The following is a 23,926-nucleotide window of genomic DNA, read 5'->3' as shown; positions in this document are numbered from 1 at the left end:
CATGCCAACGCGCTTTAGTTCAGCGCTCCGTAGTATCGAAATGTATTCCGTTATCCTCCGCATCATACCGTGGGAGGGTTCTGGCGCTAGTCTGCCCAGGCTCGTTATTACGCTGTAAGATCGCCTGCTCCAACAAAACCTCCAGTCAGACATTCAGCTAGGCTGACATATTCCAGCAAACAGGCACTTGAGGGCAACCCCAAGTGCCTGTTTCGTTTCAACACCTCTACAGAACTCACTCAGCCCCGCAACACCTTCCGCAAAAACGGCGCCGTCCGGCTCTCCCCCACATCCGCAACCAACTCAGGCGTGCCAGCAGCCACAACATTCCCACCCTTGTCCCCAGCCCCCGGGCCAATGTCGATCACCCAGTCACTTTGGGCAACCACGCGCATTTCATGCTCAACCACCACCACGCTATGCCCTGCATCCACCAACGTATTTAACTGCGTCAGCAGTCGATCCACATCAGTTGGGTGCAGCCCCGTGGTCGGCTCATCGAGGACATACAACGTGGCGCCACGCTGACTGCGCTGTAGCTCCGTTGCCAGTTTGATGCGCTGAGCCTCACCGCCGGACAGTTCAGTCGCAGGCTGACCGAGACGCAGATAGCCCAGGCCGATATCACGCAATACGGTAAGCGAGCGCAGCACGCCGGTTTGTTCGGCGAATACGTCCACCGCTTGTTCAACCGTCAGCTGCAACACGTCGGCGATGCTCAAACCATTCCACTTGATAGCCAGGGTGTCCGGGTTGTAGCGCGCACCATGGCAAGTCGGGCAGGGCGCGTAGACGCTGGGCATGAACAGCAATTCAACGCTGACGAATCCTTCGCCCTCGCACACCGGGCAGCGGCCTTTGGCGACGTTGAACGAGAACTGTCCGGCGTCGTAGCCGGCCTTCTGCCCATCGGGCGTCGCGGCGAACAGTTTGCGCACGTTGTCGAACAGCCCGGTGTAGGTCGCCAGGTTGGAGCGAGGGGTGCGGCCGATGGGTTTCTGGTCGACCTGCACCAGACGCTTGATCGCGCTTAATCCGCCAGCGATGTGCCCGCCGGTGGGTTGCGGCGCGTCGTCTTCGAGGCTGGATTCTTCCGCTTCGACTTCCGCGACCGGGCGTCCCAACTCCGCGCCCACCAGTTCCAGCAGCGCTTGGCTGACCAGGCTGGATTTGCCCGAGCCGGAGATGCCGGTCACGGATGTGAAGCAGCCCAGCGGAAACTTTGCGCTCAGTTCGTTGAGGTTGTTGCGGGTGATGCCTTCCAGGCGCAGCCAGTCAGTGGGCTGCCTTCTTGCGGCGCGCAACTCCGTGTGTTCGGCGAACAGATGCCGCCGAGTTTGCGACGCCTCGATCTCGGCCAGGCCTGCGGGAGGGCCGCTGTACAGCACGTGCCCGCCATGCTCCCCGGCGGCGGGGCCGACGTCGATCAGCCAGTCGGCGCGGCGCATGGTTTCCAGGTCATGCTCGACGACGAACAGCGAATTGCCGGACGCCTTGAGCTGCTGGAGCGCTGTAAACAGGGCTTCGCTGTCCGCCGGGTGCAGACCCGCCGACGGCTCGTCCAGCACGTAGATCACGCCGAACAGTTGCGAGCCCAATTGCGTCGCAAGGCGCAGGCGCTGCAATTCACCCGACGACAGCGACGGCGTGCTGCGATCCAGCGCCAGGTAACCGAGCCCCAGCTCGGTGAGGGTGCTGACCCGCGCCAACAGGTCTTGAGCAATGCGCTGAGCGGCGAGGCGCTTCTCGACAGACAGGTTGGGCGTCGCGCGTACATCGGGGGCGGCGTCGTGGGCCGAGCCGCCTGCACTGACCCGCTTCTTTTTCGCTTTGGCCATTTGCTCGCGATCCAGCACGGCGCTGTCGCGATCTTCATCATCGAAGACGCCGGCTGCCACGGGGCGCAAGACCTCGGCCAGCCGCAACAGCGGCATCTGCGCCAGCTCGCCGATGTCGAGGCCGGCAAAGGTCACCGACAGGGCTTCACGCTTCAGGCGTTTGCCATCGCACAACGGGCACGGGCTGCCGCGCATGAACCGCGAGACGCGCTTTTTCATCAGCGCGCTCTGCGTGGTGGCGAAGGTGTGCTGCACGTAGCGGCGGGCGCCGGTGAAGGTGCCCTGGTAGCTCGGCTCGACCTTGCGCTTGATCGCGAGACGCGTCTCTTCAGGCGTCAGGCCGGCGTAGACCGGTACGTTGGGCTGTTCGTCGGTAAACAGAATCCAGTCGCGGTCCTTTTTTGGCAGGTCGCGCCACGGGGTATCGACGTCGTAACCCAGCGTCACGAGGATGTCGCGCTGGTTCTGACCGCCCCAGGCCAAGGGCCATGCGGCGATAGCGCGCTGGCGGATGGTCAGCGAATCGTCCGGCACCATCAGTTCTTCGGGAATCTCATAGACCCGGCCCAGGCCATGGCACTCGGGGCAGGCGCCCTGGGGCAGGTTGGGCGAGAAGTCCTCGGCGTAGAGCATGGGTTGGCCCGGCGGATAGGTGCCGGCGCGGGAATAGAGCATGCGGATCAGGCTGGACAGGGTGGTCACGCTGCCGACCGAAGAGCGCGTGCTCGGCGTACCCCGTTGCTGCTGCAGTGCAACGGCGGGCGGCAGGCCTTCGATGGAGTCGACGTCGGGCACGCCCACTTGGTCGATCAGGCGTCGGGCGTAGGGCGCGACGGATTCGAAATAGCGGCGCTGGGCTTCGGCGTACAGGGTGGAGAACGCCAGCGAGGATTTGCCCGACCCCGACACGCCGGTGAACACCACCAGCGCGTCGCGGGGGATGTCGACGTCCACGTCCTTGAGATTGTGCTCACGGGCACCGCGAACCCGGACGAATCCGGGGCGGTTGGCATCTACGGTGAAGGAAGCAGGGCGGGCGTCATCTGGCAGGTGCGGCGGTGTGGTCATGGGTGAGGCCTTTGAATCCTGAAATACAAGAACGGGTTTACTCGGCGAGGGGCACCTTGGGGGTGTGCCCGGCGTCATCGTGGTCGCCGCCGGTCAGCGGCTCGTCTTCACGCACGTCGTCGGTGCGGTCGCGGTCATCGGCTACGTCGGCAGGGCGCGCGTCCGGGTCATTGAGTTTTTCACCCGGGATGTGAGCGTCGTGATTGGTCATGCTGTTTCTCCTGTCAGTTCTTCGGATGCTTCACGAATGACCTCGGCGGCCTGCAGGCCCTGGAGGAAACCGGCCAGCGCCACTTCCTCCAGACGCAGCCCTTTGCGCTGGCGGATACGCGGCAGCTTGGCCAGTTCGCCCATGGCGAAGGCTTCCAGCACGGCCGGGTGGATGTAGCACTTGCGGCAGACGGCCGGGGTGTTGCCCAGCAATCGGGCGACTTCCTTGACCATGGACACGACGTGTTTCTTCGCGTCCGCTTCCGGTTCCCAGTGCAGCTTGCGCAGGGTCGCCAGCGCCATCGCGCTGCCGGCCCAGGTGCGGTAATCCTTGGCGGTGAAATCGGCGCCGGTCAGTGTGTGCAAGTACTGGTTGATATCGTGGGAGGACACGGTATGCCGCTGGCCGTCGTCGTCCAGGTACTGGAAGAGGTTCTGGCCGGGCAATTCCATGCAGCGTTTGATGATGTTCGCCAGGCGTCGGTCGGTGACGCTGAGCCGGTGCTCGACGCCGCTCTTGCCGCGAAACTCGAAGTAGATCTTGCTGCCCTTCACGTCGACATGTTTGTTGCGCAGCGTGGTCAGCCCGTAGGAGCGGTTGTCCCGGGCGTACTGGCTGTTGCCGATACGGATCAGCGTCTGATCCAGCAGCGACAGCACCGCCGCCATGACCTTCTCGCGGCCCATGCCGGGTTTCGCCAGTTGCGTTTCCAGCTGCTTGCGCACCTTGGGCAGCGCCTGGCCGAAGGCGATCATCCGCGAGTATTTGTTCTCGTCGCGGATCTCGCGCCAGCGCGGGTGATAGCGATACTGCTTGCGCCCGCGGGCGTCGCGGCCAGTGGCTTGCAGATGGCCCTGGCGGTCGGCGCAGATCCACACGTCGCTGTAAGCCGGGGGGATCACTAGCGCGTTGATGCGCTTGATCTCGTCCTCGTCGCGAATGCGCTGGCCGTCGATGTCGAAATAGGCGAACTTGCCGCGCAGGATCTTGCGGCTGAATCCGGGCTGGCTGTCGTCGACGTAGTGCAGATCTTTGGGCAGGTCTTCGCTGTGAATTGTGTCCGGCATGAAAGGCAGTCCTGAACGCGGGGTCTTTTTGCATTGACCGTGGCGCTGCGCAGTCGTGCCGAATAATTGCGTTCTGATGAGTGCGATGGATCGGGCCTAGGCCAGCAGCGCCACTGACTTGATCTGCGCCCACAGCCGTTGACCGGGTGCCAATTGCAGCTGATCCCTGGAATAGCGGGTGATCCGCGCCAGCAGCGGCGAGCCGTCGGCATTCAGGCGGACCAGCACATGGGCGGTGTTGTCAGCGGCGATCTCTTCGATGACCGTGACCGGCAGGCGATTGAGGATGCTGCTTTGAGCGTCGGGTTGCAGACTCAGGCTCACGTCCCGCGCCTGCACTTTGAGACGCAGCGGCTTGCCGGGCAGCAATGCCGAGTGGGCGACGCGGATGCTCAACTGGCTACGCGGCAGTTGGACGGTGATGAGCTGATACGCAGCGTCATAGGCCAGCACGCTGCCTTCGATGACCACGCCCGCGTCGTCGCCCATCGCCAGCGGCAGATCCAGCCGCGCCAGGGTCTCGCCGATGGGGCCGCTGGCCAGTGCTTTGCCGTCGCTGAGCAGCACCAGATGATCAGCCAGTCGAGCCACTTCATCCTGGGCGTGACTCACGTAGATCACCGGAATATCCAGCTCGTCATGCAGACGTCCGAGGTACGGCAGGATTTCGCTCTTGCGTTGCGCATCCAGCGCCGCCAGGGGTTCGTCCATCAGCAGCAGGCGCGGGCTGGTCAGTAACGCCCGGGCGATGCCGACCCGCTGGCGCTCGCCGCCGGACAGTTTGTCGGGCGCGCGGCTGAGCAGATGATCGATGCCCAGCAATGACGTCGCTTGTTGCAGCGTGATACGCCTGTCGCGCTCGGGGATGCGCTTGAGGCCGAAACGCAGATTGCCCTCGACGTCGAGGTGCGGAAACAGGCTGGCTTCCTGGAACACGTAGCCCAAGGGGCGTTTGTGTGGGGGGAGAAAGAAATGGTTGGCGCTGTCCTGCCAGACCTCGCCGTTGACACGGATATAACCGTCGGCTGCCTTTTCCAGCCCGGCGATGCAACGCAGGCAAGTGGTTTTGCCAGAACCGGAATGGCCGTAGAGCGCCGTGACGCCGCGACCGGGCAGATTGAGGTCGACGTCCAGAGCGAACTCGGCGTAGTCGACCTTGAAGCGCACTTCAATGTTCGCGCTCATGTGCCGCTCCACGCCGAACGCGCCTTGCCGCTGGAGTACAGCGCCAGCAGCACCACAAAGGAAAACACCAGCATCGCCCCGGCCAGCCAATGGGCCTGGGCGTATTCCATGGATTCGACGTGGTTATAGATTTGCGTGGACACGACCCGGGTTTTCTCCGGGATGTTGCCACCGATCATCAGCACCACGCCAAACTCACCCACGGTGTGAGCGAAACCCAGAATCGCCCCGGTGATAAAGCCAGGGCGCGCCAGCGGCAGGATCACCGAGAAGAACGTGTCCCAAGGGCCTGCGCGCAACGTGGCCGCCACTTCAAGGGGGCGCGAGCCGATGGCGGCGAAAGCGTTCTGCAAGGGCTGAACCACGAACGGCAGGGAATACAGCACCGAGCCGATCACCAACCCGGTGAAACTGAACGTCAGCGTGCCGAGCCCCAGGCTCTGGGTCAGTTGCCCGACCGCGCCGTTCGGCCCGAGCAACAGCAACAGATAAAAGCCGATCACCGTGGGCGGCAGCACCAGGGGCAGGGCGACCACCGCGCCGATCGGGCCTTTCAGCCAGGAGCGGGTGCGCGACAGCCACAGCGCGATGGGCGTGCCGACGATCAGCAGAATCACGGTGGTGAGGGACGCCAGTTTCAGCGTCAGCCAGATGGCCGCGAGGTCGGCACTGCCCAGCAGCATTTACAGCTGGTACCCGTAGGACTTGATGATTGCGGCGGCCTTCGGGCCCTTGAGGTAGTCCATCAGCGCCTTGGCGGCGGCGTTGTCCTTGCCCTTGTTGAGGATCACGGCGTCCTGCTTGATGGGTTCATGGAGGTTGGCCGGAACGATCCACGCCGAGCCCCCGGTCAGCTTACCGTCCTTGAACACCTGGGAGAGGGCGACGAAACCCAGTTCCGCGTTGCCGGTCTGCACGAACTGATAGGCCTGGGCGATGCTCTGGCCTTCGACGATCTTGCTTTTGGTCGCGTCAGTCAGGCCCAGTTTGTCCAGGGTCTGAGTGGCGGCGAGGCCGTAGGGTGCAGCTTTCGGGTTGGCAATGGACAAGTGCTGGAATTTGCCGTCCTTGAGCACTTGGCCTTTGTCGTCGACGTAGCCGTCTTTGGCCGACCACAGCGCGAGGGTGCCAACGGCGTAGGTGAAGCGCGAGCCTTTCACCGTCTCGTTTTCGCTCTCAAGTTTTGCCGGAGTGGTGTCATCGGCGGCGAGGAACACCTCGAACGGCGCGCCATTTTTGATCTGGGTGTAGAACTGGCCGGTGGCGCCGAACGAGGCCACGAGTGTGTGGCCCGTATCCTTTTCAAAATCCGTGGCGATGGCCTGGATCGGCGCGGTGAAATTGGCCGCGACGGCCACCTGGACTTCATCGGCAAACGCTGTGCCCGAGGACAGCGCGACAAAGGCGATGGCCAGTGAGGTGAGGGTGAAGCGGTGTGAAACTGCGCGCATGGAACGGCTCCGGGGTGGCGAACGGGCTGTGGCAAACGGGGTGAGGAAGAACGCCAACCGGACGCCGGTCAAACGCTATGCAGCGAAATATATAGCGACTCTTCCCCGCGCGGAAGCCGGATCTTGCCGCGCTGCGTTTTTAAATCGGCGGGTTAATCACCGGCTCAGCGCCCGGCCAGCCGTTCCAGGGCGCCGATGGCCAGCGTCCGGGTGAGTTCTTCCGCCGACAGCGAGTGCTTGATGCCCACTGCCTGACCCGCCCAGAGGTTCATGAAACCGTCGTCGCCCCGGGCTTCGGCCTTGCTGCGAAGCGGCATCAACGCGCCGCCCGCTGTGGGGAAGGCCGGCGCGGCATCGGCCATCGGTCCGATGTCAGCCATGATGCGGTTGACGATGCCCCGGGCCGGGCGGCCGGTGAAAATGTTGGTGATAGCGGTCTGGCTATCCTGCGCTCGGCTCAGTGCCGACTGATGCAGCGCGGAAGTCTTGGCTTCCGGGGTAAACAGATACGCGGTGCCGATCTGAACCGCTGACGCGCCGAGCATGAACGCAGCGGCAATCCCGCGACTGTCGGCAATGCCACCGGCCGCGATGACCGGAATCCTCACGGCATCGACAATCTGCGGCACCAGCGCCATGGTCCCGACCTGGGTGTGAAGCTGATCGCTGAGGAACATGCCGCGATGCCCTCCGGCCTCGTAGCCCATGGCGATGATCGCATCGCAACCCCGCGCTTCGAGCCAAATCGCTTCTTCAACCGTGGTTGCAGAAGACAACACCTTCGCGCCAGTCGCCTTCACCCGCGCCAGCAGCGCAGCCTCGGGGAGACCGAAATGGAAGCTGACCACTTGAGGCTTCAGTTCTTCGATCAAGGCGCAGGCCGCTTCGTCAAACGGTGCGCGGTTGGACGTGGGCGTCGGCGCGTCGAAGTCTGCACCCAGTTCGTCGTAATAGGGCTTGAGCAGGTTTTTCCAGTCGGCATCCGCCTGCGGATCGGCGGGCGGAGTCGAGTGGCAGAAGAAATTCAGGTTAAGCGGCGCGTGAGTGCTCGCGCGTATTCGCGCCACTTCTTCGCGAATCTGCGCGCGGGTGAGCATGGCGCAAGGCAGCGAGGGCAGGCCGCCCGCTTTGCCGACGGCGATGGCCATTGCCGAGCCGGACGCGCCGGCCATGGGCGCTTGGAGGATGGGCAGTTCGATGTCCAGCAGTTTGAGCAGGCGGGTGTCGGGCCAGGCGATCATCGGCAGAGTCTCCATAGCGAAAAGGCTGTTAAAAAGCAGCATTTGAAAAAATGCGGTTGATTTAATAGACGCTCGGTCTAATATGCAACCCCATGAACGACATCATTGCAAAACCCAGACGCCCCGGCCGCCCGCCCAAAGTGGCGCGCCCCGATGACTTCGACACCCGCGAGGCGCTGATCCGTTGCGGCGTAGAGGTGCTGACCGAGCAGGGCTTCATGGCCACAGGCATCGACGGCATCCTCAAACGCGTCGGCGTGCCCAAAGGCTCTTTCTATCACTACTTTGCCAGCAAAGAGGTGTTTGGCCTCGCGGTGCTCGACAGCTACGCCGGCTACTTTGCCCGGCGCCTTGATCGCTGGCTGCTGGATGAAACCCTGTCGCCGCTGGAACGACTGGCCGCGTTCGTTCAGGAATCAAAGGTCAACATCGCCCGCTATGAGTTCCGACGCGGCTGTCTGGTCGGCAACATGGGCCAGGAAGTGAGCGTCCTGCCAACGGGTTTCCGCGAGGCCCTGGAAAAGGTTTTCCTCGATTGGCAGGCGCGCCTGACGGTCTGCTTCAAGGCGGCGATTGCCGCAGGGGAACTGCCAGCGCGCACGGATTGTTCAGAACTGGCGGCGTATTTCTGGATCGGCTGGGAGGGCGCCGTGCTGCGGGCTCGGCTGGTGCAGAACGAGCAACCACTTAACACCTTCATCATTGGATTTCTGCGCGGCTTGCCGCGCTGATGTTTTCAGGTCTGGTTATAGACGAGCGGTCTAAATAGGAGAGGGGCAATGTTCAAAGGCATCCTGATCAACAAAGACGACAACGGCTACCGCGCCGAGCTGGCAGACATCGATGACAGTCAGTTGCCCGAGGGCGACGTCACGGTGCGCGTCAGCCACAGCACGCTGAATTACAAGGACGGCCTGGCGATCACCGGCAAAGGGCCGATCGTTCGGCAGTTCCCGATGGTGCCCGGCGTGGATCTGGCCGGCACCGTCGAGGACAGCCGCGACCCGGACTTCAAACCCGGCGATCAGGTGTTGCTGAACGGCTGGGGCGTGGGGGAAGGGCATTGGGGTGGCTTGGCACAAAAGGCGCGGCTGCAAGGCAGATGGCTGATCCCGCTACCCAGCGCCTTTACACCGGCGCAGGCTATGGCCATCGGCACGGCGGGATACACCGCGATGCTGGCAATCATGGCACTGGAGAGAAACGGCGTGACGCCGGACAAGGGCGAGGTGCTGGTGACCGGGGCCAACGGCGGTGTCGGCAGTTTCGCCATCGCGTTGCTGGCCAAGCTCGGTTATCGCGTCGTGGCCTCCACCGGCCGCGTGAGCGAGAGCGAATACCTGACGTCCCTCGGCGCCGCTGAAATTATCGACCGCGCGACCCTTGCCGAGCCCGGCCGCCCATTGGCCAAAGAGCGCTGGGCCGGGGCAATTGATTCGGTGGGCAGTCACACGCTCGCCAATATCTGCGCCAGCACACGGTACTGGGGCACGGTGGCGACCTGCGGACTGGCCCAGGGCATGGACTTTCCGGCATCGGTGGCGCCGTTCATTCTGCGAGGTGTAACGCTGGCCGGTATCGACAGTGTGATGCGCCCGCGCCAGGACCGCATCGACGCCTGGGCGCGTCTGGCCCGGGATCTCGATGTCTCGCTGCTGCCATCGATCAGCCGGGAGATCGGCTTGAGTGAGGTGATTGAAACCGCACACCAGCTCATGGACGGGCAGGTGCGCGGCAGAATCGTGGTCGACACCCAGCGCTGATCAGCCGCAGGTGAAAGGGCGCACGTCGAGCACCCTGACCTGCGCCATGGCGGGGTGACGGGGGTTGAGCAGCAGGTTGCGCGTGTGGGTGATGATTGCGGAGGGCACGATCAAACCCAGTTGCTCACGCCGCTCCAGCCAGGCGCTGCCGAAATCCATGCTGGGCCGGTCTGCCGGCGTGACGTCCCAGCCGGGCGGCAGTTGCGAGAGGGCAGGCTGCCAATACAGTGCCGGGTCATCCGGCAACTGCAGGTGAACCAGCTGGAAACCCGGCTGCGGCAGGCTCGCGCACTGAACGAGGGTGTCCAGCGCGCAGCCTGACGCACTCAGCGCCAGGTAGAGGGCAGGCTGGTCGGCATGATTCCAGCGCCCGCCGAACTGCGCGGCGCCCGTGCCGGACAGATCGTTCGCGGCATTTGCCTTGCTGATCCTCCAGGCCTGCATCAGACGACCCCGCCGTGCTGCAAGGCGCTGAGCACCCGACGTGCCTGGCGTGCGCCGATTTCGGTTTCGCACAGGGCGATAGGCGTCTGCCCATTGAGCGCGCGGTTGGACGCAATCATCCAGCGGCGGGCGGTGTTCTGGTCTTCGAAGAGTTCGGCGGCGTGGGTGGCGAGGGCGGCGACCCGGTCGAGGCGTTCGGAGCCGACGATGTCCAGCGGTCGTTGCTGACGCTGGCGGCGCTCCAGCGTGGAGACCGAGGTGGCCAATAAGGCTTCGAGCTGGCTGTTGCTGAGGCGGAAGGCATTGCGCAGCACCTTGACCCAGCCGGGCGGGAAGCCCGAGCGGATGTAGTCCAGCCGTTCGGTTTCGTTGCGTGCGTTGAGCTGGTCGGCGATCAACCAGAATGAGGGGGCGGTGTCGGTTATCGCTGCTTGAAGAGTCGAAGGCACGTCCATGCTCCTTGTGAGATCCGGTGCAGGGACCTTACGCCGCTGTCAGGGTTTCTCAAGCGAGAAGCTGTTACCGGCGTTTGCATGCTTTGCTTCCCTAGTGGAGCCGGCTTTAGCCGGAAACGCCTAACGGATGGCGTACAGCGCAATCCGACAGCTGACCCTGTTCTTGACGATTTTTAATGACTCACTATGATTAACTTTAAATCACTCTCTAATCAGGACCGTCCTATCATGGCAACTTCCGCAAAGACCCGATCGGTGACGGCTCACGTTCCTGAGGCGTTGGCACAAAAAGTCGATTTGATGGCGGAGCGGCTGGAACGCTCCAAAAACTGGATCGTCAAACAGGCCCTGTCCGCCTGGATAGATCAGGAAGAAGAGCGCAGTCGCCTGACTCGCGAGGCATTGGCTGATGTTGATGCTGGTCACGTAATTGACCACCAGACCGTTCAGGCCTGGGCTGATAGCCTTAGCACCGACACGCCGTTGCCGGTTCCACACTGATGGAACTGAAGTGGACGAGCAAGGCGCTTTCCAACATTGCCCGGCTCTATGAGTTTCTGGCAGCGGCCAATCAGCCTGCCGCCGCACGAACCGTGCAGCAACTCACGGCAGCACCGACTACGCTGCTCGTTAATCCACGCATCGGCGAACGCCTTGAAGAATTTGAACCGAGGGATGTGCGCAGAATCCAGATCGGCCATTACGAGATGCGCTACGAGATAGCCAGTTCCACAATCTATCTGCTGCGTCTGTGGCACACCCGCGAGGATCGATAGGATCGTGGAAGCAGCGGAACTGAAGTTTGAGCTGGGCTGAAACCAATCAAAATAGCTCAGCGTGAATGCTGTGGTTCCGTTCCTTGACCTTCACGAGTGAGCAACGCGCGCTTGCGCTCCACCCCCCAACGATAACCCGACAATCCGCCGTCGCTGCGCACCACCCGGTGACAGGGAATTGCCACGGCAATCCGGTTTGCCCCGCAGGCGAGGGCGACCGCACGACTGGCGGTCGGCGCACCGATTTGCCGGGCGATTTGTGCGTAACTGGCGGTCGTGCCCGGCGGTATCTGCGCCAGGGCCTGCCACACCCGCTGCTGAAACGCCGTGCCCTGCAAATCCAGTGGCAGGTTCAGGCCCAGCTTCGGCGCCTCGATAAACCCGACCACCTCAGCCATGAGCCGCTCGAAGTCGGCATCGCCGCCGATCAGCGTGGCGCTGTGAAACTGATCCTGGAGGTCTTGCACCAATCGATTGGGGTCATCGCCCAGCAGAATGGCGCACACGCCGCGCGGACTCCGGGCCACCAGAATCGCACCGAGAAAGCACTCGCCGACGGCAAACCGAATCTCCAGCGCGGCGCCGCCCTTGCGGTAGTCGGTGGGGCTCATGCCCAGCAATCCGGCACTGGCTTCGTAAAAGCGGCTGTTGGAATTGAAACCGGCGTCGTACAGGGCGTCGGTGATGCGCCCGCTGTCCGTCAGTTTGCTGCGCACCTTGTCGGCGCGGTGGGCATTGGCGTAGCCCTTGGGTGTCAGGCCGGTGACGGCTTTGAACACGCGGTGGAAATGCCAGGGGCTCATGCCGGCGTGGACGGCCAGCTCGGCGAGGGTCGGCAGCAACTCCGCTTCGGCGATCAGTCGACAGGCGCCAGCGACCACGGCAGCACGCTGCTCAGCCAGACCGGTGCGGTCGGCGGCGGCGCGTTTGCTCGGGCGAAACCCGGCGGCTTCGGCCTCGGTGGCACTGTCAAAGAACACCACGTTTTCCGGGCGAGGCAAGCGCGCGCTGCTGCTCGGGCGGCAATAGACGCCGGTGGTGCGCACGCCGTAGACAAACAGCCCGTCGGCGCTGGCGTCCCTGGACAGCACGGCGCTCCAGCGCGGATCGAACTCGACGCTTTCGGGTGACGGATTACGCGGCTGGCGGCTCATTGGCGGGCTCTCTGACGGTTTACTGGCCTGTACGTTAATCGCTGCGATGGAGGACGACACTCCGAGTCTTGCGTTCAAACTCTCTGTACGCAGGACCTCGCATTCACATCAGCCCAGCATCGGCGGCAAGGTGCCAAGCAACGACACCGCCGCCAGCGCACCGGCGCCACACAGGCATTCCAGAAACAGGCTCAACTTCAGGCGCTGAACCGGCAGATCAGCCGCCCGGGCCAGTTGCCGGTTCAGCGCCGCCAGCGCCAGCATGCCCAACACCATCACGACTTTGACCGCCAGCACCAGGCCAAACCCGGCAAGCGCAGGTGCAGGCCAGAACCCGCCGCTGAGCGCACGAACGTTGATCAGGCCCGTGGCGATGATCACCGCCACCAGCCCGTAGCCGATGCCGCTGAAACGCCGCAATACCGCCGCGAGATCGACGCCATGATCAGCCCTCAGCAGCCAGACCAGCATCCATAACCCGCCGAGCCAGGTGCCGACGCCGAGCAGGTGCAGCATCTGATTGAGGATCAACAACTGTCCTTTCAGCCCCTCAAACATCGCGCCGTGACCGACCGGCGCCAACGTCATCAGCAACAGGGCGTTGAGGACCAGCATGACACTCGGCTTCGCCCGGCGATTGAGGATGACAACCAGCGCGTTTAACAACAAATGGACGATCCACACGTGCCCGAACCAGGTATTGCCGAGTACCCGCCCGACCGTGGACGGATCGATTGCGCTGCTCCAGTCACTGCTCAGGTAAGCAGCCGTCAGCATCAGCCAGGCCACTGCGCTCGCCAAGGCCACAACGGCAAGCCAGCCGAGCAGTCGACTCAGCGGAGGTCCCGCGGGGCTGGCCTCAAAAGGGCGCAGGTGCGGGACAAACAACAGGCTGCGGAACGCACCGATCCCGAACAGCAACAGCACTGCGCCGAAGTGGATGAACCGGCACAGGATCAGTCCTTCGTGCATGGGGTTATGGCGTCACCTGAAAGCGATAGGTGCCTTCGCTCTTGTGGGTGTCCACCGACACGGCGTGCCATTCCACCTTGTATTTGCCCGGGACCATCGGCACGGCCGGGGTCACGATCAGGACTTTTTTGTCGTTGGGGTCGGTTTCGACGTTGCGCGTCTGGATGATTTCAGTCGGCGTATCGGGCGCGTCCAGGCTGATCACGACTTTGGTGAAGGTGTCTTCGACGCCTTCGGAGAAGATCAGGCGCAGCTCTTTGGGTGCGCTCACTTCACTGTCGGCAGCCGGCTGCTGGCTTTCAAGATGGGCGTGGGCGAAGGCGGCAGTGGAGGTCAGACAGGCCAGCAGGGACAGGCAGGAGAGGGCGTGCTTGAAACGGTGGGCAGACATCGGCGGGACCTTTGCTAGGGCGGCAGTTGCAGCGAATGGATGATGGAATCGACGGCAGTCGACTCGCGATGATCGGATCGCTACTAGACCAGAAAGTGCAGAAGGACTCCAGCGATTAAGCCGGGGGCAGCGTCGGAATCAAGACGTCTTTAACGAGGAAACTTGGGCGGCGGGCTGATGGCGTAAATGGCTGCGTCGCCTGAACGACGCAGCCTTGCAGGCTCAGACCTTGAAGAAGCTCACGCGGTCGGTGAGCACGTCGGCCAGGGTCGACAGCTCGCGGCTGGAGCGTGCGACCTGATTGGAGCCGACCGCAGTTTCCAGTGCGGAATCGTGGATGCGGTTGATGTTGACGCTGACGTCATCGGCCACCGCCCGTTGCTGCGCGGCGGCGCTGGCGATCTGCGCGTTCATGTCGTTGAGCGCACCGACTTCGTGGCGGATCTTCACCAGCGCGGTCTGCGCTTCGTGGGTCTGCTCGACGGTGCGCTGGGCCATTTCGCGGCTTTCGCGCATCAGGTCGGCGGTCTTCACCGCACCCGTTTGCAACTGGCCGACCATGTCGCGGATTTCCTGGGTTGATTCCTGAGTGCGATTGGCCAGAGAACGAACCTCGTCGGCCACTACGGCGAAACCGCGGCCCGCTTCACCGGCGCGGGCGGCCTCGATGGCAGCGTTGAGCGCCAGCAGGTTGGTGCGTTCGGCGATGGAGTTGATCACCGCCACCACGTTTTCGATGGCGCGGCTGTCGCTGGACACCTGGCCCACCGAGTCAGCGGCGCTTTCCAGCTTGCGCGCCAGTTGGTCCATTGCCTGGGCAGTGCCTTCGACCACGCGCTTGCCGTTTTCGACTTCATGGTCAGCCGTCTGGGTGGCATTGGCGGCCTGGTCGGCGTAGCCCGCGACTTCTTTTACGGTGGTGGCCATCTGATTGATCGCCGTCGCCATCTGCTGGGTTTCACTGGCTTGCAGGCGCATCTGCTCGCTGTTGCTGTCGGAACTGGACAGCAATTGGGCGGAGGAGTGGGTCAACGCTGATGCGGCAGAGCGTACTTCGGTGATGGTGGCCGACAGGTGCAGGTTGGTCGCCTTGAGCGCACCCATGACGCTGTCGGGGTAGGACGTTTCAATCTTGTCGGTCAGCTCGCCGGCCGCCAGACGACGGATTGAAGCCGCGACCTGGTGGGGTTCGGCGCCGAGGGTCGACTTGAGGCTGCGGATGATCAGCAGCGAGGCGATGATGCCCAACACCACGGCGATGCCGGTAGCCAGCAGCATCAGCGAAGCGAATTGCGAGGCCGTGGCTCGTACCGAAGTGATGTGCCCGCCAATGGACGCTTCTTCGAGGTCAATCAGTGCGTTGATACGGGCGAGCCAGTCTTTGTAGGCGCCGGACACTTGCTCCATCAGCATTGTCTGGGCCTGGTCGATCTCGCCTTGCTGACGCAGCTTCAGCAGTTTCTCGGTGGCGCTCAGTGCCGTGCGTTCGGCGGTCTTGATGTTGGCTAGCAGCTCCTGCTCACGGGGCGACGCACCCTTGGTCTGGTAGATGCGGTCCATGGGCGCGGCCGAGGCCTGATAAAGGCCGTCCAGGCGCTCAATGTCACGCAAGTGCGTGGCAAGGCCTGCGTCGTTGCGCACCAGCACGGCATCGCGCAGGGCAATGGCGCGGTCATGCACGCTGCCGCGGAAGTTGATCGCGTAGCGCTGTTTGACGGTGGCGTCCTCACTGACGTCGGTCAGGGCGGATTCCATCAGATGAACCCTGTTAACGCCCACCAGGGTGACGAGAATCATCAGCGCGAGGACAAGCCCGAAGCCCAGTCCCAGGCGCTTGGCAATTGAAAGATCTTTGAACATAAGGGCACCTGAAATGATGGCGTTCGTGATATTAGAACGCTATTACTTGGTGCGCTTTATATCGGAGTTTTCAGAGCAGTGCCGAAATATTTTCGCTATTAAAGCAATAGAGTCCGTTGGTCCTTTTACAAGGAATTTTTCCGCCGTTGGGTGTTCGGGGACCTGTCGCGAACGTCCGGTAGAACGCGGGCATAAAAAAAGCCACCGCACTGACGTGAGGTGGCTAAAAGTCTTACCAAAGGAATGATGAAGCGGAGCATGATTCGACTGCCTGATGCTGCGGAGTCATCCGGCAATTGAGTCGTGTTCTTCATCGCCGACGACGGTAACACTGGCTTAAAGTTTTCGACTATTACGAAGATTGATAGTGACTATCAAGACTCGTTGGGAATCCCGCCGGTCGGATAGTGCTACAAGATTTTCGGCCTTCAAGTGCGTGGTATAACCTGGCCAGAACGTGCATCAACAATAATCAATGTGCTCCATTGGCTGGAACAGCCGTCCAGTCACTGGCATGTGTGTTTCGCTTCCATCTGCCGCAACGCCCGCTTCAGCGCTGAATCGTCGTGTCAACTTGAAAGAGTGCCACGCATTCGGGGGCGCAAGCGCTGGGCCTTAATCGAGACAGGGGATAACAATGACTTTCGTGAAATGGAATCTGATGACGCTGGCGGTATCGCTGGGCGTCAGTCAACTGGCAACGGCAGCAGTTGTCAGTGATCAATCGGAGGCCAAGGGCTTCGTCGACGACAGCAGTCTGACCGTTCACCTGAAGAACTATTATTTCAACCGGGACAACAAAAACGGCAAGGACGACAGCAAGGACTGGACCCAGGGCGTGCTGGGTAATTTCAGCTCCGGCTTCACCCAGGGCACCGTGGGTTTTGGCGTTGATGCCTACGGTTACTGGGGCCTGAAACTGGATGGCGGTGGCGGGACCACCGGCACTGGCAACCTGCCAGTGGACAGCCATGGCAATCCCCAGGATGAATACGGCACAGCCGGCGGGGCGCTGAAGATGCGCATCTCGAAGACTGAATTGCGCTACGGCAATCTGCAGCCCCAGGCGCCAGTGTTTGCCGCGGGCGGCTCACGCCTGTTCCCGCAAACCGCCACTGGCTTTAACCTGCTGAGCAGCGACATCGCCAACCTGGAACTCGACGGCGGCCACTTCACCGGCAGCAACGGCCCGATCACCACCAACAATGATCACGGCATCTGGGCGGCGTATGCCAACGTCGAAGCCAGCAGCATTGACTACGCCGGCGGCAAATATGCGCTCACCGATAATCTGTCGGTCAGCCTTTACGGCTCGGACCTCAAGGATGTCTGGCATCAGTACTACGGCAATGCCAACTACACCTTGCCGATCTCTGATCAGCAGTCGTTGAACTTCGATTTCAATATCTATCGCACCAACGACAGTGGTGCCGCCAAGGCGGGCGATATCAGCAACACGACCTGGTCGCTGGCGGCGGCCTATTCATTCCTGACCGCTCATACCGTGACCCTGGCCTATCAGAAAGTGCATGGCGACACGCCGTTCGATTATGTGGCCTTCGGTAATAACGGCGCGGGCGACACTGGCGACTCGATACTGCTCGCGAACTCGGTTCAGTATTCCGACTTCAATGGTCCAGGGGAAAAGTCCTGGCAGGCGCGGTATGACCTGAACATGGCGAGTTATGGCGCGCCGGGGCTGAGTTTCATGGTCCGTTATATTCACGGTGACGACATCGATGGGTCCCATATTCCATCGAACAGCACTTACACCGGTTATGGCGATGACGGCGACCACCACGAAACCAACCTCGAAGCGAAGTATGTAGTGCAGTCCGGTCCGGCGAAGGATTTGTCCCTGCGCATGCGGCAGGCCTGGCACACCGCCAACGGCGACCAGCCTGACGGCGACGTGAAGGAATTTCGTTTGATTGCCGATTATCCGATCAATATTTTCTGATCGGGAGGCGGGGTGATTTGAATCCCCGCTGCCCAAGAAAGCCAGGCTGTCCGAAAGGAGGCCTGGCTTTTTTGCTTGTGACTGGCCGGGATATGTATCAGCAGGGCGGGCCTCTTCCCGGCTAAAGCCGGTCCCACACAGTGCATGCCGCTGCTTTTAGTGGGCCCGGCTTCAGCCGGGAAGGGGCCGGTATGGACAACACACCTCTCAATGCCAGTCAATCAGGCCTGTGATCCCCACGAATCGAAAAATTCGCCATGTGTTCCAGCCCCTTGATCAGCCCCGAGTGATCCCAGCCACTCCCGCCCAATGCCGCGCAGGTGCTGAACACTTGCTGGGCGATGGCCGTATTGGGCAGGTTCAGGCCCAACTCCCGCGCACCTTCAAGGGCCAGGTTCAGATCCTTTTGATGCAGCGCGATCCTGAAGCCTGGGTTGAACGTCCCTTTGATCATCCGTTCGCCATGCACTTCAAGAATCTTCGACGAGGCAAAACCGCCCATCAACGCTTCCCGCACCTTGGCCGGGTCAGCGCCGTTTTTCGAGGCAAACAGCAAGGCTTCGGCCACGGCCTGGATGTTCAGCGCGACGATGATCTGGTTGGCGACCTTGGCGGTCTGGCCGTCTCCGTTGCCACCGACCAGGGTGATGTTCTTGCCCATGGTCTGGAACAGGGGCAGGGCGCGCTCGAATGTGGCCTGCTCGCCGCCGACCATGATGCTCAGCGTGGCCGCCTTGGCGCCGACTTCGCCGCCCGATACCGGCGCGTCGAGGTACTGCGCGCCGGTGGCGTTGATTTTCTCGGCGAAGGCTTTCGTCGCCGAGGGGGAAATCGAGCTCATGTCGATGACCACGTTGCGGCTATCAACGCCCTCGCTCAGACCGTTTTCGCCGAACAGCACGTCGTTGACCTGCGGGGTGTCCGGCAGCATGACGATGATGAATTCCGCTTCCTGCGCCACTTCCCGCGGGTTGGCCAGCACCGTCGCGCCGCCCTCCACCAGGGACGCGGGCGGGGCAATGAAGTGCCGGGAGAGAATCAATTGATGACCTGCTTTCTGCAGGTTTTCTGCCATGGGCAGGCCCATGATGCCGGTGCCGATGAATCCGATGTTAGCCATGAGATTTTTTCCCTTGTTTGGAGGAGGCAGACTGGTTGCGTACATGCCTCAATATTTCTTCCTGTAGGAGTGAGCTTGCTCGCGATTGCGATTTATCAGTCAGCGCATCGTCAACAGCCCACAGCATCGCGAGCAAGCTCACTCCTACAAGAATCGGTATCAGATCAAATTATGGGTTTTCAGCCACCCAAGCCCGGCTTCGGTGGTGGTCAGCGGCTTGTATTCACAGCCGATCCAGCCGCGATAACCCAGCCGGTCCAGGTGCTTGAACAAAAAGCCGTAGTTGATCTCGCCGGTGCCCGGTTCGTGGCGCCCCGGGTTGTCCGCCAGTTGCACGTGACGGATCGCCGGCAGGTGATTTTCGAGGGTGCGGGCCAGGTCGCCTTCCATGATTTGCATGTGGTAGATGTCGTATTGCAGCGACAGATTGCGGCTGCCGACCTTCTCGCGAATCGCCAGCGCCTGGGCGGTGGTGTTCAGGTAGAACCCCGGAATGTCCAGGTTGTTGATCATTTCCATCACCAGATCAATGCCCTGGGCTTGCAGTCGGTCGGCGGCGTATTTGAGGTTGTCGACGAAGGTCTTCTCGATCAGCCCGTCGTCGAATCCCTGGGGTTTGATCCCCGCCAGGCAATTGATCTGGGTGTTGCCCAGGACCTTGGCGTACGCAATGGCCAAGTCAACGCCGGCATAGAACTCCTCGACCCGATTGGGGTGACAGGCGATGCCGCGCTCGCCCTTGGCCCAGTCCCCGGCTGGCAAGTTGAACAGCACTTGAGTGAGCCGGTTGCGGTCCAGCTCGGCCTTGATCTGGGCGGAGCTGAAGTCATAGGGAAACAGGTACTCGACGCCACTGAACCCGGCGTCGGCGGCGGCTTCGAAACGTTGCAGAAATGCCAGCTCGGTGAACAGCATCGACAGGTTGGCGCATAAACGGGGCATGACGTACTCCTTGTTCGTGTTCCGGGTTCGTGTTGGGAGCTTTTGTTTGGAGCAACCAGGCGCGATCAGTCCAGCAGGCTGATGGCGGTGGGGGCGTCGGCGCCGCTCTCGGCCAGGGACTCGAATTCATTGATGGCGTTGATCTCGGTGCCCATCGCAATGTTGGTGACGCGTTCGAGAATGATCTCCACCACCACCGGCACGCGGTACTGCTGCATCAGGCTGGTGGCTTCGGCGAAGGCGGCCTGCAGGTGCGCCGGGTCGAGCACGCGGATCGCCTTGCAGCCGAGGCCCTCGGCAACCGCGACGTGATCGACGCCATAGCCTTCCAGCTCAGGCGCGTTGATGTTGTCGAACGCCAGCTGCACGCAGTAATCGATGTCGAAATTGCGCTGGGCCTGACGGATGAGGCCCAGGTACGAGTTGTTCACCACCACGTGGATGTACGGCAGCTTGAACTGCGCACCGACGGCGAGCTCTTCGATCATGAACTGGAAATCGTAATCCCCTGACAGCGCGACCACCTGGCGGCTCGGGTCGGCCTTGACCACGCCCAGCGCCGCCGGAATGGTCCAGCCCAGCGGCCCGGCCTGTCCGCAGTTGATCCAGTGACGCGGCTTGTAGACGTGGAGGAATTGCGCGCCGGCAATCTGCGACAGGCCGATGGTGCTGATGTAGCTGGTGTCCTTGCCGAAATACTGATTCATCTCCTCGTACACCCGCTGCGGCTTGACCGGGATGTTCTCGTAATGGGTCTTGCGCTGCAGCGTGCGCTTGCGTTTCTGGCAACTGGCGAGCCATTCGCTCCGGTTCTTCAGCTTGCCGGCGGTGTGCCACTCGCGCGCCACTTCGATAAACATCGCCAGGGCTGCGCCGGCGTCGGAAACGATGCCCAGCTCCGGCGTCAGCACACGGCCGATCTGCGTCGGTTCGATGTCGACGTGGATGAACGTGCGCCCTTCGCTGTACACCGACACGGTGCCGGTGTGGCGGTTGGCCCAGCGGTTACCGATGCCGAGGACCAGATCAGACTCCAGCATCGTCGCGTTGCCGTAGCGGTGAGACGTCTGCAGCCCGACCATGCCGGCCATCTGCGGATGATCGTCGGGGATCGTGCCCCAGCCCATCAGCGTCGGGATCACCGGAATGCCGGTCAGCTCGGCGAACTCCACCAGCGCGTCCGAGGCATCGGCGTTGATGATGCCGCCGCCGGCCACGATCAGCGGACGTTCGGAGGCGTTGAGCATCGCCAGGGCTTTTTCGATCTGCTTGCGGCTGGCCTGGGGCTTGACCACCGGCAGCGGTTCGTAGGCGTCGATGTCAAATTCGATCTCGGCCATCTGCACGTCGAAGGGCAGGTCGATCAACACCGGACCGGGTCGGCCGCTGCGCATCAGCTGAAAGGCTTTCTGGAACACATAGGGCACCTGGCCCGGCTCCATGACCGTGGTCGCCCACTTGGCCACCGGCGCGGCGATGCTGGCGATGTCCACGGCCTGGAAGTCTTCCTTGTGCATCCGTGCGCGCGGCGCCTGGCCGGTGATGCACAGAATCGGAATCGAGTCGGCGGAGGCTGAATACAGACCGGTGATCATGTCGGTGCCGGCCGGGCCCGAGGTGCCGATGCACACGCCGATATTGCCGGCGATGGCGCGGGTGTAACCCTCGGCCATGTGCGAAGCGCCTTCGACGTGGCGCGCCAGCACGTGGTCAATGCCGCCGAGTTTCTTGAAGGCGGCGTACAGCGGGTTGATCGCGGCGCCCGGAATACCGAAGGCGGTGTCGACGCCTTCGCGACGCATCACCAGAACGGCGGCTTCGATGGCTCTCATGACGGTCATTTGCTAGTCTCCTGAACTCGATAGTTTTTGTACGTAAACAGCCTGATTTGAATCCGATGTTTTGTGAATGGCTGTTTTTATCCGTTCTATCGGTATCTGGAGTATCGAATGGATCGATATACGGAATTGCGCAGCTACGTTCTGGTGGCTACCCGTGGCAGTTTTGCCGCCGCGGCGCTGGTGGAGGGGGTGACGCCGGTGATCATGGGCCGGCGACTGAGCGCGCTGGAGGATCGCCTGGGCGTAAAGCTGATTCATCGCTCGACGCGGGGCTTGACCCTGACCGATGCCGGCGAGTCGTACCTGGAGAACGCCAAGCTGGTGCTGCAGTCGTTCGAGGAGCTGGACGCCAGCATCAGCGAGAACGAAAGCAGCGTGCGGGGCCATCTGGTGGTCTCGGCGCCCGCCGGGTTTGGCCGTCAGCACGTGGCGCCCCATGCGCCGGAATTCCAGGCGCGGTTTCCGGATTTGCAGCTGTCATTCAACCTCACTGACAACGTGGTGGATCTGGTGCGTGAGGGTTATGACATGAGCATTCGCATCGGCGAGGTGCTGGACCCGAACTACGTCGCCATCAAGCTGTACGCCAATAAACGCGTGGTCTGTGGCTCTCCGGCGTATTTCGCCGAGCATGGGTTTCCCCAGGTGCTTGAGGATCTGGCGCAGCACAATTGCCTGTCGTTCAACCTGCAGGGCGGGCAGCATCGCGGCTGGACGTTTCAGCGCGAGGGCAAGCCGGTGGCGATCAAGGTTGCGGGCAACCTGTACTGCAACGATGGCGAGCTGTTGTATGACTGGGCCAAGCGCGGGCTTGGCCTGAGCTGGCGTTCGACGTGGGAGATTCAGAACGAGGTTGAAAGCGGCGCGCTGGTCACCGTGCTGGACGAATTTGCCTTGTCCAGTTACGACATCCAGGGCGTGTACCCGCAGCAGCATTACCTGCCGGCGAAAGTGCGGTTTTTTATCGCGTTTCTGAAAGAGGTCTACAACCGGCCGGGGTATTGGCGCCAGGGATGAGCCACGATCCCCGAAGCACCCAAATCAAATGCTTCCCGGCTAAAGCCGGTCCCACAGGTCGTGCGCGGTCGGCAGGACCAACTTCAGCCGGGAACAGGCCAGAAAGCGCACGCTGCTTTTGGTAGGACCGGCTTTAGCCGGTAAGGGGCCGTAACTGGCGCTGAAGATAGGTTGGATGCACCGACGTCTTCCCGGCTGAAGCCGGTCCCACCAAGGGCGACCGAGGAACCTAAATCAACTCCACCGAGACCACCGGCAGCCCGCGAATCTCGCCAACCGCCAGACCCGGCCCGCGGGTCTTGTACATCCCGGTATAGGAACCGGTCGTGATCACCATCTCCGGCGTCACGCTCAGCCCGTTCTGCGTGTGGTGATTGACCAGCCACGGCAGCAACCGCCGAGGGTCACCGGCCGGATTCGCACCATCGCCCGGCACAATGTCTTCATCGCCATAAGTGAAGCTCAGCGCAGGCTCGACAAACGGAAAGCTGGCGTCGTAGTCGACAAACTCACCGATGACCAACGCCCCATGGTTGAGCAGGTCGCCCAAGGCCAGCAATGGCTCGATCTTCGGCCAGGCCGCGAACCGGCTAGACACCACTTCAATGGTCGCGCCCATCGTCGCGATGCTGCTCAGCACGTCTTCATCCGAGTACGCCTCGTCGCGAGGGGTGAATTCGCGGCCAAGACGAAACGCGATCTCCAGCTCCAGAATCGGCGACGGATAGTCGACGCACTCAACCTGACTGCCGCTGGCGAAAATACCGTCGTCCGGCAACAGCGCGCCATTGATTGGCCCGGTCGGCGACTTGGCGCCGACCTTCCAGCCGCCCACGGTGGTGTCGCGCAGACGCAGAATCTCGCGCTGCAGCGCGTAGGCACTGGCCGCATCGTCGGGCACGTATTCAGGACGGATTTCAGTGATTTTCTGACCGCCGCCCATGGCGGCGACGATCAATTCGGCAATGTTCGCTGGGTGAGACGATGGATTCACGCGTGTCTTCCTTCAGGTGATTGATGGAAAGCGCCCCGTTCCTTTTGTTGCTGTGTCGAAGGATGACGGAGCCAGCGCGACCACTCTAACCCTATTTCAGTAGGTAGGGAGAGACTGGGGTGTCCGGTGCGAGTGACCGGGGTGGCGCTCCACCTTGCTCACGAAGAAGTCGATGC

General features: G+C 62.2%; 23 protein-coding genes. 6 read left to right on the top strand and 17 right to left on the bottom strand.

Features of this window, described 5'->3' with window-relative positions; all coding sequences use genetic code 11:
- Positions 1–239 precede the first annotated feature (239 nt).
- From ABEH28_RS15375 to ABEH28_RS15345, 7 genes are all read right to left on the bottom strand, one after another.
- Positions 240–2,906, bottom strand: coding sequence for an excinuclease ABC subunit UvrA (locus tag ABEH28_RS15375; RefSeq protein WP_346630431.1), 2,667 nt, complete (start codon positions 2,904–2,906; stop codon positions 240–242).
- A gap of 37 nt (positions 2,907–2,943) precedes the next feature.
- Positions 2,944–3,117: a hypothetical protein gene (locus ABEH28_RS15370; protein WP_282372349.1), complete on the bottom strand. Its 174-nt coding sequence runs from the start codon at positions 3,115–3,117 to the stop codon at positions 2,944–2,946.
- Complete coding sequence (locus ABEH28_RS15365; protein ID WP_282372348.1) at positions 3,114–4,184, bottom strand: DNA topoisomerase IB; 1,071 nt, start codon at positions 4,182–4,184, stop codon at positions 3,114–3,116. Before ABEH28_RS15365 ends, ABEH28_RS15370 begins: the two co-directional genes overlap by 4 nt.
- Positions 4,185–4,280: 96 nt before the next feature.
- Positions 4,281–5,369 (bottom strand): molybdenum ABC transporter ATP-binding protein, encoded by a 1,089-nt coding sequence (modC, locus tag ABEH28_RS15360; RefSeq protein ID WP_346630430.1) that lies wholly within the window; start codon positions 5,367–5,369, stop codon positions 4,281–4,283.
- Positions 5,366–6,052 carry a molybdate ABC transporter permease subunit gene (gene modB, locus ABEH28_RS15355; RefSeq protein WP_346630429.1) on the bottom strand — a complete coding sequence of 229 codons (687 nt, stop codon included), beginning with the start codon at positions 6,050–6,052 and terminating at the stop codon, positions 5,366–5,368. Before modB ends, modC begins: the two co-directional genes overlap by 4 nt.
- Entirely contained in the window at positions 6,053–6,820 is a 768-nt protein-coding gene (modA, locus tag ABEH28_RS15350; protein ID WP_346630428.1) for a molybdate ABC transporter substrate-binding protein, read from the bottom strand. It abuts the gene before it with no gap.
- Positions 6,821–6,984: 164 nt separating this feature from the next.
- Entirely contained in the window at positions 6,985–8,061 is a 1,077-nt protein-coding gene (locus tag ABEH28_RS15345; RefSeq protein ID WP_346630427.1) for a nitronate monooxygenase family protein, read from the bottom strand.
- Positions 8,062–8,153: 92 nt separating this feature from the next.
- Between ABEH28_RS15345 and ABEH28_RS15340 the strand changes: the two genes are divergently transcribed.
- Both ABEH28_RS15340 and ABEH28_RS15335 read left to right on the top strand, forming a co-directional pair.
- Positions 8,154–8,792 carry a TetR/AcrR family transcriptional regulator gene (locus ABEH28_RS15340; protein ID WP_346630426.1) on the top strand — a complete coding sequence of 213 codons (639 nt, stop codon included), beginning with the start codon at positions 8,154–8,156 and terminating at the stop codon, positions 8,790–8,792.
- A gap of 48 nt (positions 8,793–8,840) precedes the next feature.
- On the top strand, positions 8,841–9,824 hold the full coding sequence (locus tag ABEH28_RS15335; protein WP_346630425.1) for an MDR family oxidoreductase: 984 nt from the start codon (positions 8,841–8,843) through the stop codon (positions 9,822–9,824).
- On the opposite strand, the gene ABEH28_RS15330 is transcribed toward ABEH28_RS15335, so the two are convergent.
- Entirely contained in the window at positions 9,825–10,268 is a 444-nt protein-coding gene (locus ABEH28_RS15330) for an RES family NAD+ phosphorylase (protein WP_346630424.1), read from the bottom strand.
- Complete coding sequence (locus ABEH28_RS15325; RefSeq protein WP_282372338.1) at positions 10,268–10,717, bottom strand: antitoxin Xre/MbcA/ParS toxin-binding domain-containing protein; 450 nt, start codon at positions 10,715–10,717, stop codon at positions 10,268–10,270. The genes ABEH28_RS15330 and ABEH28_RS15325 overlap by 1 nt, the downstream gene beginning before the upstream one ends.
- A 234-nt stretch (positions 10,718–10,951) precedes the next feature.
- Here ABEH28_RS15325 and ABEH28_RS15320 point away from each other — a divergent pair, with 234 nt between their 5' ends.
- Both ABEH28_RS15320 and ABEH28_RS15315 read left to right on the top strand, forming a co-directional pair.
- Positions 10,952–11,224 carry a ribbon-helix-helix domain-containing protein gene (locus ABEH28_RS15320; protein ID WP_192173946.1) on the top strand — a complete coding sequence of 91 codons (273 nt, stop codon included), beginning with the start codon at positions 10,952–10,954 and terminating at the stop codon, positions 11,222–11,224.
- On the top strand, positions 11,224–11,499 hold the full coding sequence (locus ABEH28_RS15315; protein WP_346630423.1) for a type II toxin-antitoxin system RelE/ParE family toxin: 276 nt from the start codon (positions 11,224–11,226) through the stop codon (positions 11,497–11,499). The genes ABEH28_RS15320 and ABEH28_RS15315 overlap by 1 nt, the downstream gene beginning before the upstream one ends.
- A gap of 56 nt (positions 11,500–11,555) precedes the next feature.
- On the opposite strand, the gene ada is transcribed toward ABEH28_RS15315, so the two are convergent.
- The 4 genes from ada to ABEH28_RS15295 form a co-directional block, all read right to left on the bottom strand.
- Positions 11,556–12,653, bottom strand: a complete 1,098-nt coding sequence (ada, locus tag ABEH28_RS15310; RefSeq protein ID WP_346630422.1) for a bifunctional DNA-binding transcriptional regulator/O6-methylguanine-DNA methyltransferase Ada — start codon at positions 12,651–12,653, stop codon at positions 11,556–11,558.
- A gap of 108 nt (positions 12,654–12,761) precedes the next feature.
- Positions 12,762–13,625 (bottom strand): copper homeostasis membrane protein CopD, encoded by an 864-nt coding sequence (copD, locus tag ABEH28_RS15305; RefSeq protein ID WP_346630421.1) that lies wholly within the window; start codon positions 13,623–13,625, stop codon positions 12,762–12,764.
- A 4-nt stretch (positions 13,626–13,629) separates the two neighbouring features.
- Entirely contained in the window at positions 13,630–14,016 is a 387-nt protein-coding gene (gene copC, locus ABEH28_RS15300) for a copper homeostasis periplasmic binding protein CopC (RefSeq protein WP_192173942.1), read from the bottom strand.
- Positions 14,017–14,238: 222 nt separating this feature from the next.
- A complete protein-coding gene (locus ABEH28_RS15295) occupies positions 14,239–15,876 on the bottom strand; it encodes a methyl-accepting chemotaxis protein (RefSeq protein ID WP_346630420.1) in 1,638 nt (545 codons plus the stop codon).
- A gap of 637 nt (positions 15,877–16,513) precedes the next feature.
- On the opposite strand from ABEH28_RS15295, the gene ABEH28_RS15290 reads away from it, so the two are divergent.
- Positions 16,514–17,836 carry an OprD family porin gene (locus tag ABEH28_RS15290; protein WP_282372333.1) on the top strand — a complete coding sequence of 441 codons (1,323 nt, stop codon included), beginning with the start codon at positions 16,514–16,516 and terminating at the stop codon, positions 17,834–17,836.
- Between the two features lie 217 nt (positions 17,837–18,053).
- Here the strand turns inward: ABEH28_RS15290 and ABEH28_RS15285 are convergent, their stop codons facing one another.
- The 3 genes from ABEH28_RS15285 to gcl form a co-directional block, all read right to left on the bottom strand.
- A complete protein-coding gene (locus ABEH28_RS15285) occupies positions 18,054–18,956 on the bottom strand; it encodes a 2-hydroxy-3-oxopropionate reductase (protein ID WP_346630419.1) in 903 nt (300 codons plus the stop codon).
- Between the two features lie 159 nt (positions 18,957–19,115).
- Complete coding sequence (gene hyi, locus ABEH28_RS15280) at positions 19,116–19,898, bottom strand: hydroxypyruvate isomerase (RefSeq protein WP_346630418.1); 783 nt, start codon at positions 19,896–19,898, stop codon at positions 19,116–19,118.
- 65 nt (positions 19,899–19,963) lie between these two features.
- Positions 19,964–21,739: a glyoxylate carboligase gene (gene gcl, locus ABEH28_RS15275; RefSeq protein WP_346630417.1), complete on the bottom strand. Its 1,776-nt coding sequence runs from the start codon at positions 21,737–21,739 to the stop codon at positions 19,964–19,966.
- A gap of 108 nt (positions 21,740–21,847) precedes the next feature.
- On the opposite strand from gcl, the gene ABEH28_RS15270 reads away from it, so the two are divergent.
- Positions 21,848–22,756, top strand: a complete 909-nt coding sequence (locus ABEH28_RS15270) for a LysR family transcriptional regulator (protein WP_346630416.1) — start codon at positions 21,848–21,850, stop codon at positions 22,754–22,756.
- 229 nt (positions 22,757–22,985) lie between these two features.
- Here ABEH28_RS15270 and ABEH28_RS15265 read toward each other — a convergent pair whose 3' ends face one another.
- Positions 22,986–23,750 (bottom strand): 2-keto-4-pentenoate hydratase, encoded by a 765-nt coding sequence (locus tag ABEH28_RS15265; protein WP_346630415.1) that lies wholly within the window; start codon positions 23,748–23,750, stop codon positions 22,986–22,988.
- Between the last annotated feature and the right edge of the window lie 176 nt (positions 23,751–23,926).

Origin of the sequence: Pseudomonas sp. Ps21-P2 (assembly GCF_039672565.1) — a bacterium.
Classification (GTDB): domain Bacteria; phylum Pseudomonadota; class Gammaproteobacteria; order Pseudomonadales; family Pseudomonadaceae; genus Aquipseudomonas.
This window is presented reverse-complemented; position numbering and strand designations above follow the sequence as displayed.

Coding starts and splice junctions, on each gene's coding strand:
- ABEH28_RS15335 (WP_346630425.1), top strand. CDS start 8,841: ATGTTCAAAGGCATCCTGATCAACAAAGACGACAACGGCTACCGCGCC.
- ada (WP_346630422.1), bottom strand. CDS start 12,653: ATGAGCCGCCAGCCGCGTAATCCGTCACCCGAAAGCGTCGAGTTCGAT.
- copC (WP_192173942.1), bottom strand. CDS start 14,016: ATGTCTGCCCACCGTTTCAAGCACGCCCTCTCCTGCCTGTCCCTGCTG.
- modA (WP_346630428.1), bottom strand. CDS start 6,820: ATGCGCGCAGTTTCACACCGCTTCACCCTCACCTCACTGGCCATCGCC.
- ABEH28_RS15270 (WP_346630416.1), top strand. CDS start 21,848: ATGGATCGATATACGGAATTGCGCAGCTACGTTCTGGTGGCTACCCGT.
- ABEH28_RS15375 (WP_346630431.1), bottom strand. CDS start 2,906: ATGACCACACCGCCGCACCTGCCAGATGACGCCCGCCCTGCTTCCTTC.
- ABEH28_RS15340 (WP_346630426.1), top strand. CDS start 8,154: ATGAACGACATCATTGCAAAACCCAGACGCCCCGGCCGCCCGCCCAAA.
- ABEH28_RS15295 (WP_346630420.1), bottom strand. CDS start 15,876: ATGTTCAAAGATCTTTCAATTGCCAAGCGCCTGGGACTGGGCTTCGGG.
- ABEH28_RS15315 (WP_346630423.1), top strand. CDS start 11,224: ATGGAACTGAAGTGGACGAGCAAGGCGCTTTCCAACATTGCCCGGCTC.
- ABEH28_RS15370 (WP_282372349.1), bottom strand. CDS start 3,117: ATGACCAATCACGACGCTCACATCCCGGGTGAAAAACTCAATGACCCG.
- copD (WP_346630421.1), bottom strand. CDS start 13,625: ATGCACGAAGGACTGATCCTGTGCCGGTTCATCCACTTCGGCGCAGTG.
- modB (WP_346630429.1), bottom strand. CDS start 6,052: ATGCTGCTGGGCAGTGCCGACCTCGCGGCCATCTGGCTGACGCTGAAA.
- modC (WP_346630430.1), bottom strand. CDS start 5,369: ATGAGCGCGAACATTGAAGTGCGCTTCAAGGTCGACTACGCCGAGTTC.
- ABEH28_RS15290 (WP_282372333.1), top strand. CDS start 16,514: ATGACTTTCGTGAAATGGAATCTGATGACGCTGGCGGTATCGCTGGGC.
- ABEH28_RS15285 (WP_346630419.1), bottom strand. CDS start 18,956: ATGGCTAACATCGGATTCATCGGCACCGGCATCATGGGCCTGCCCATG.
- ABEH28_RS15365 (WP_282372348.1), bottom strand. CDS start 4,184: ATGCCGGACACAATTCACAGCGAAGACCTGCCCAAAGATCTGCACTAC.
- ABEH28_RS15320 (WP_192173946.1), top strand. CDS start 10,952: ATGGCAACTTCCGCAAAGACCCGATCGGTGACGGCTCACGTTCCTGAG.
- ABEH28_RS15330 (WP_346630424.1), bottom strand. CDS start 10,268: ATGCAGGCCTGGAGGATCAGCAAGGCAAATGCCGCGAACGATCTGTCC.
- hyi (WP_346630418.1), bottom strand. CDS start 19,898: ATGCCCCGTTTATGCGCCAACCTGTCGATGCTGTTCACCGAGCTGGCA.
- gcl (WP_346630417.1), bottom strand. CDS start 21,739: ATGACCGTCATGAGAGCCATCGAAGCCGCCGTTCTGGTGATGCGTCGC.
- ABEH28_RS15345 (WP_346630427.1), bottom strand. CDS start 8,061: ATGATCGCCTGGCCCGACACCCGCCTGCTCAAACTGCTGGACATCGAA.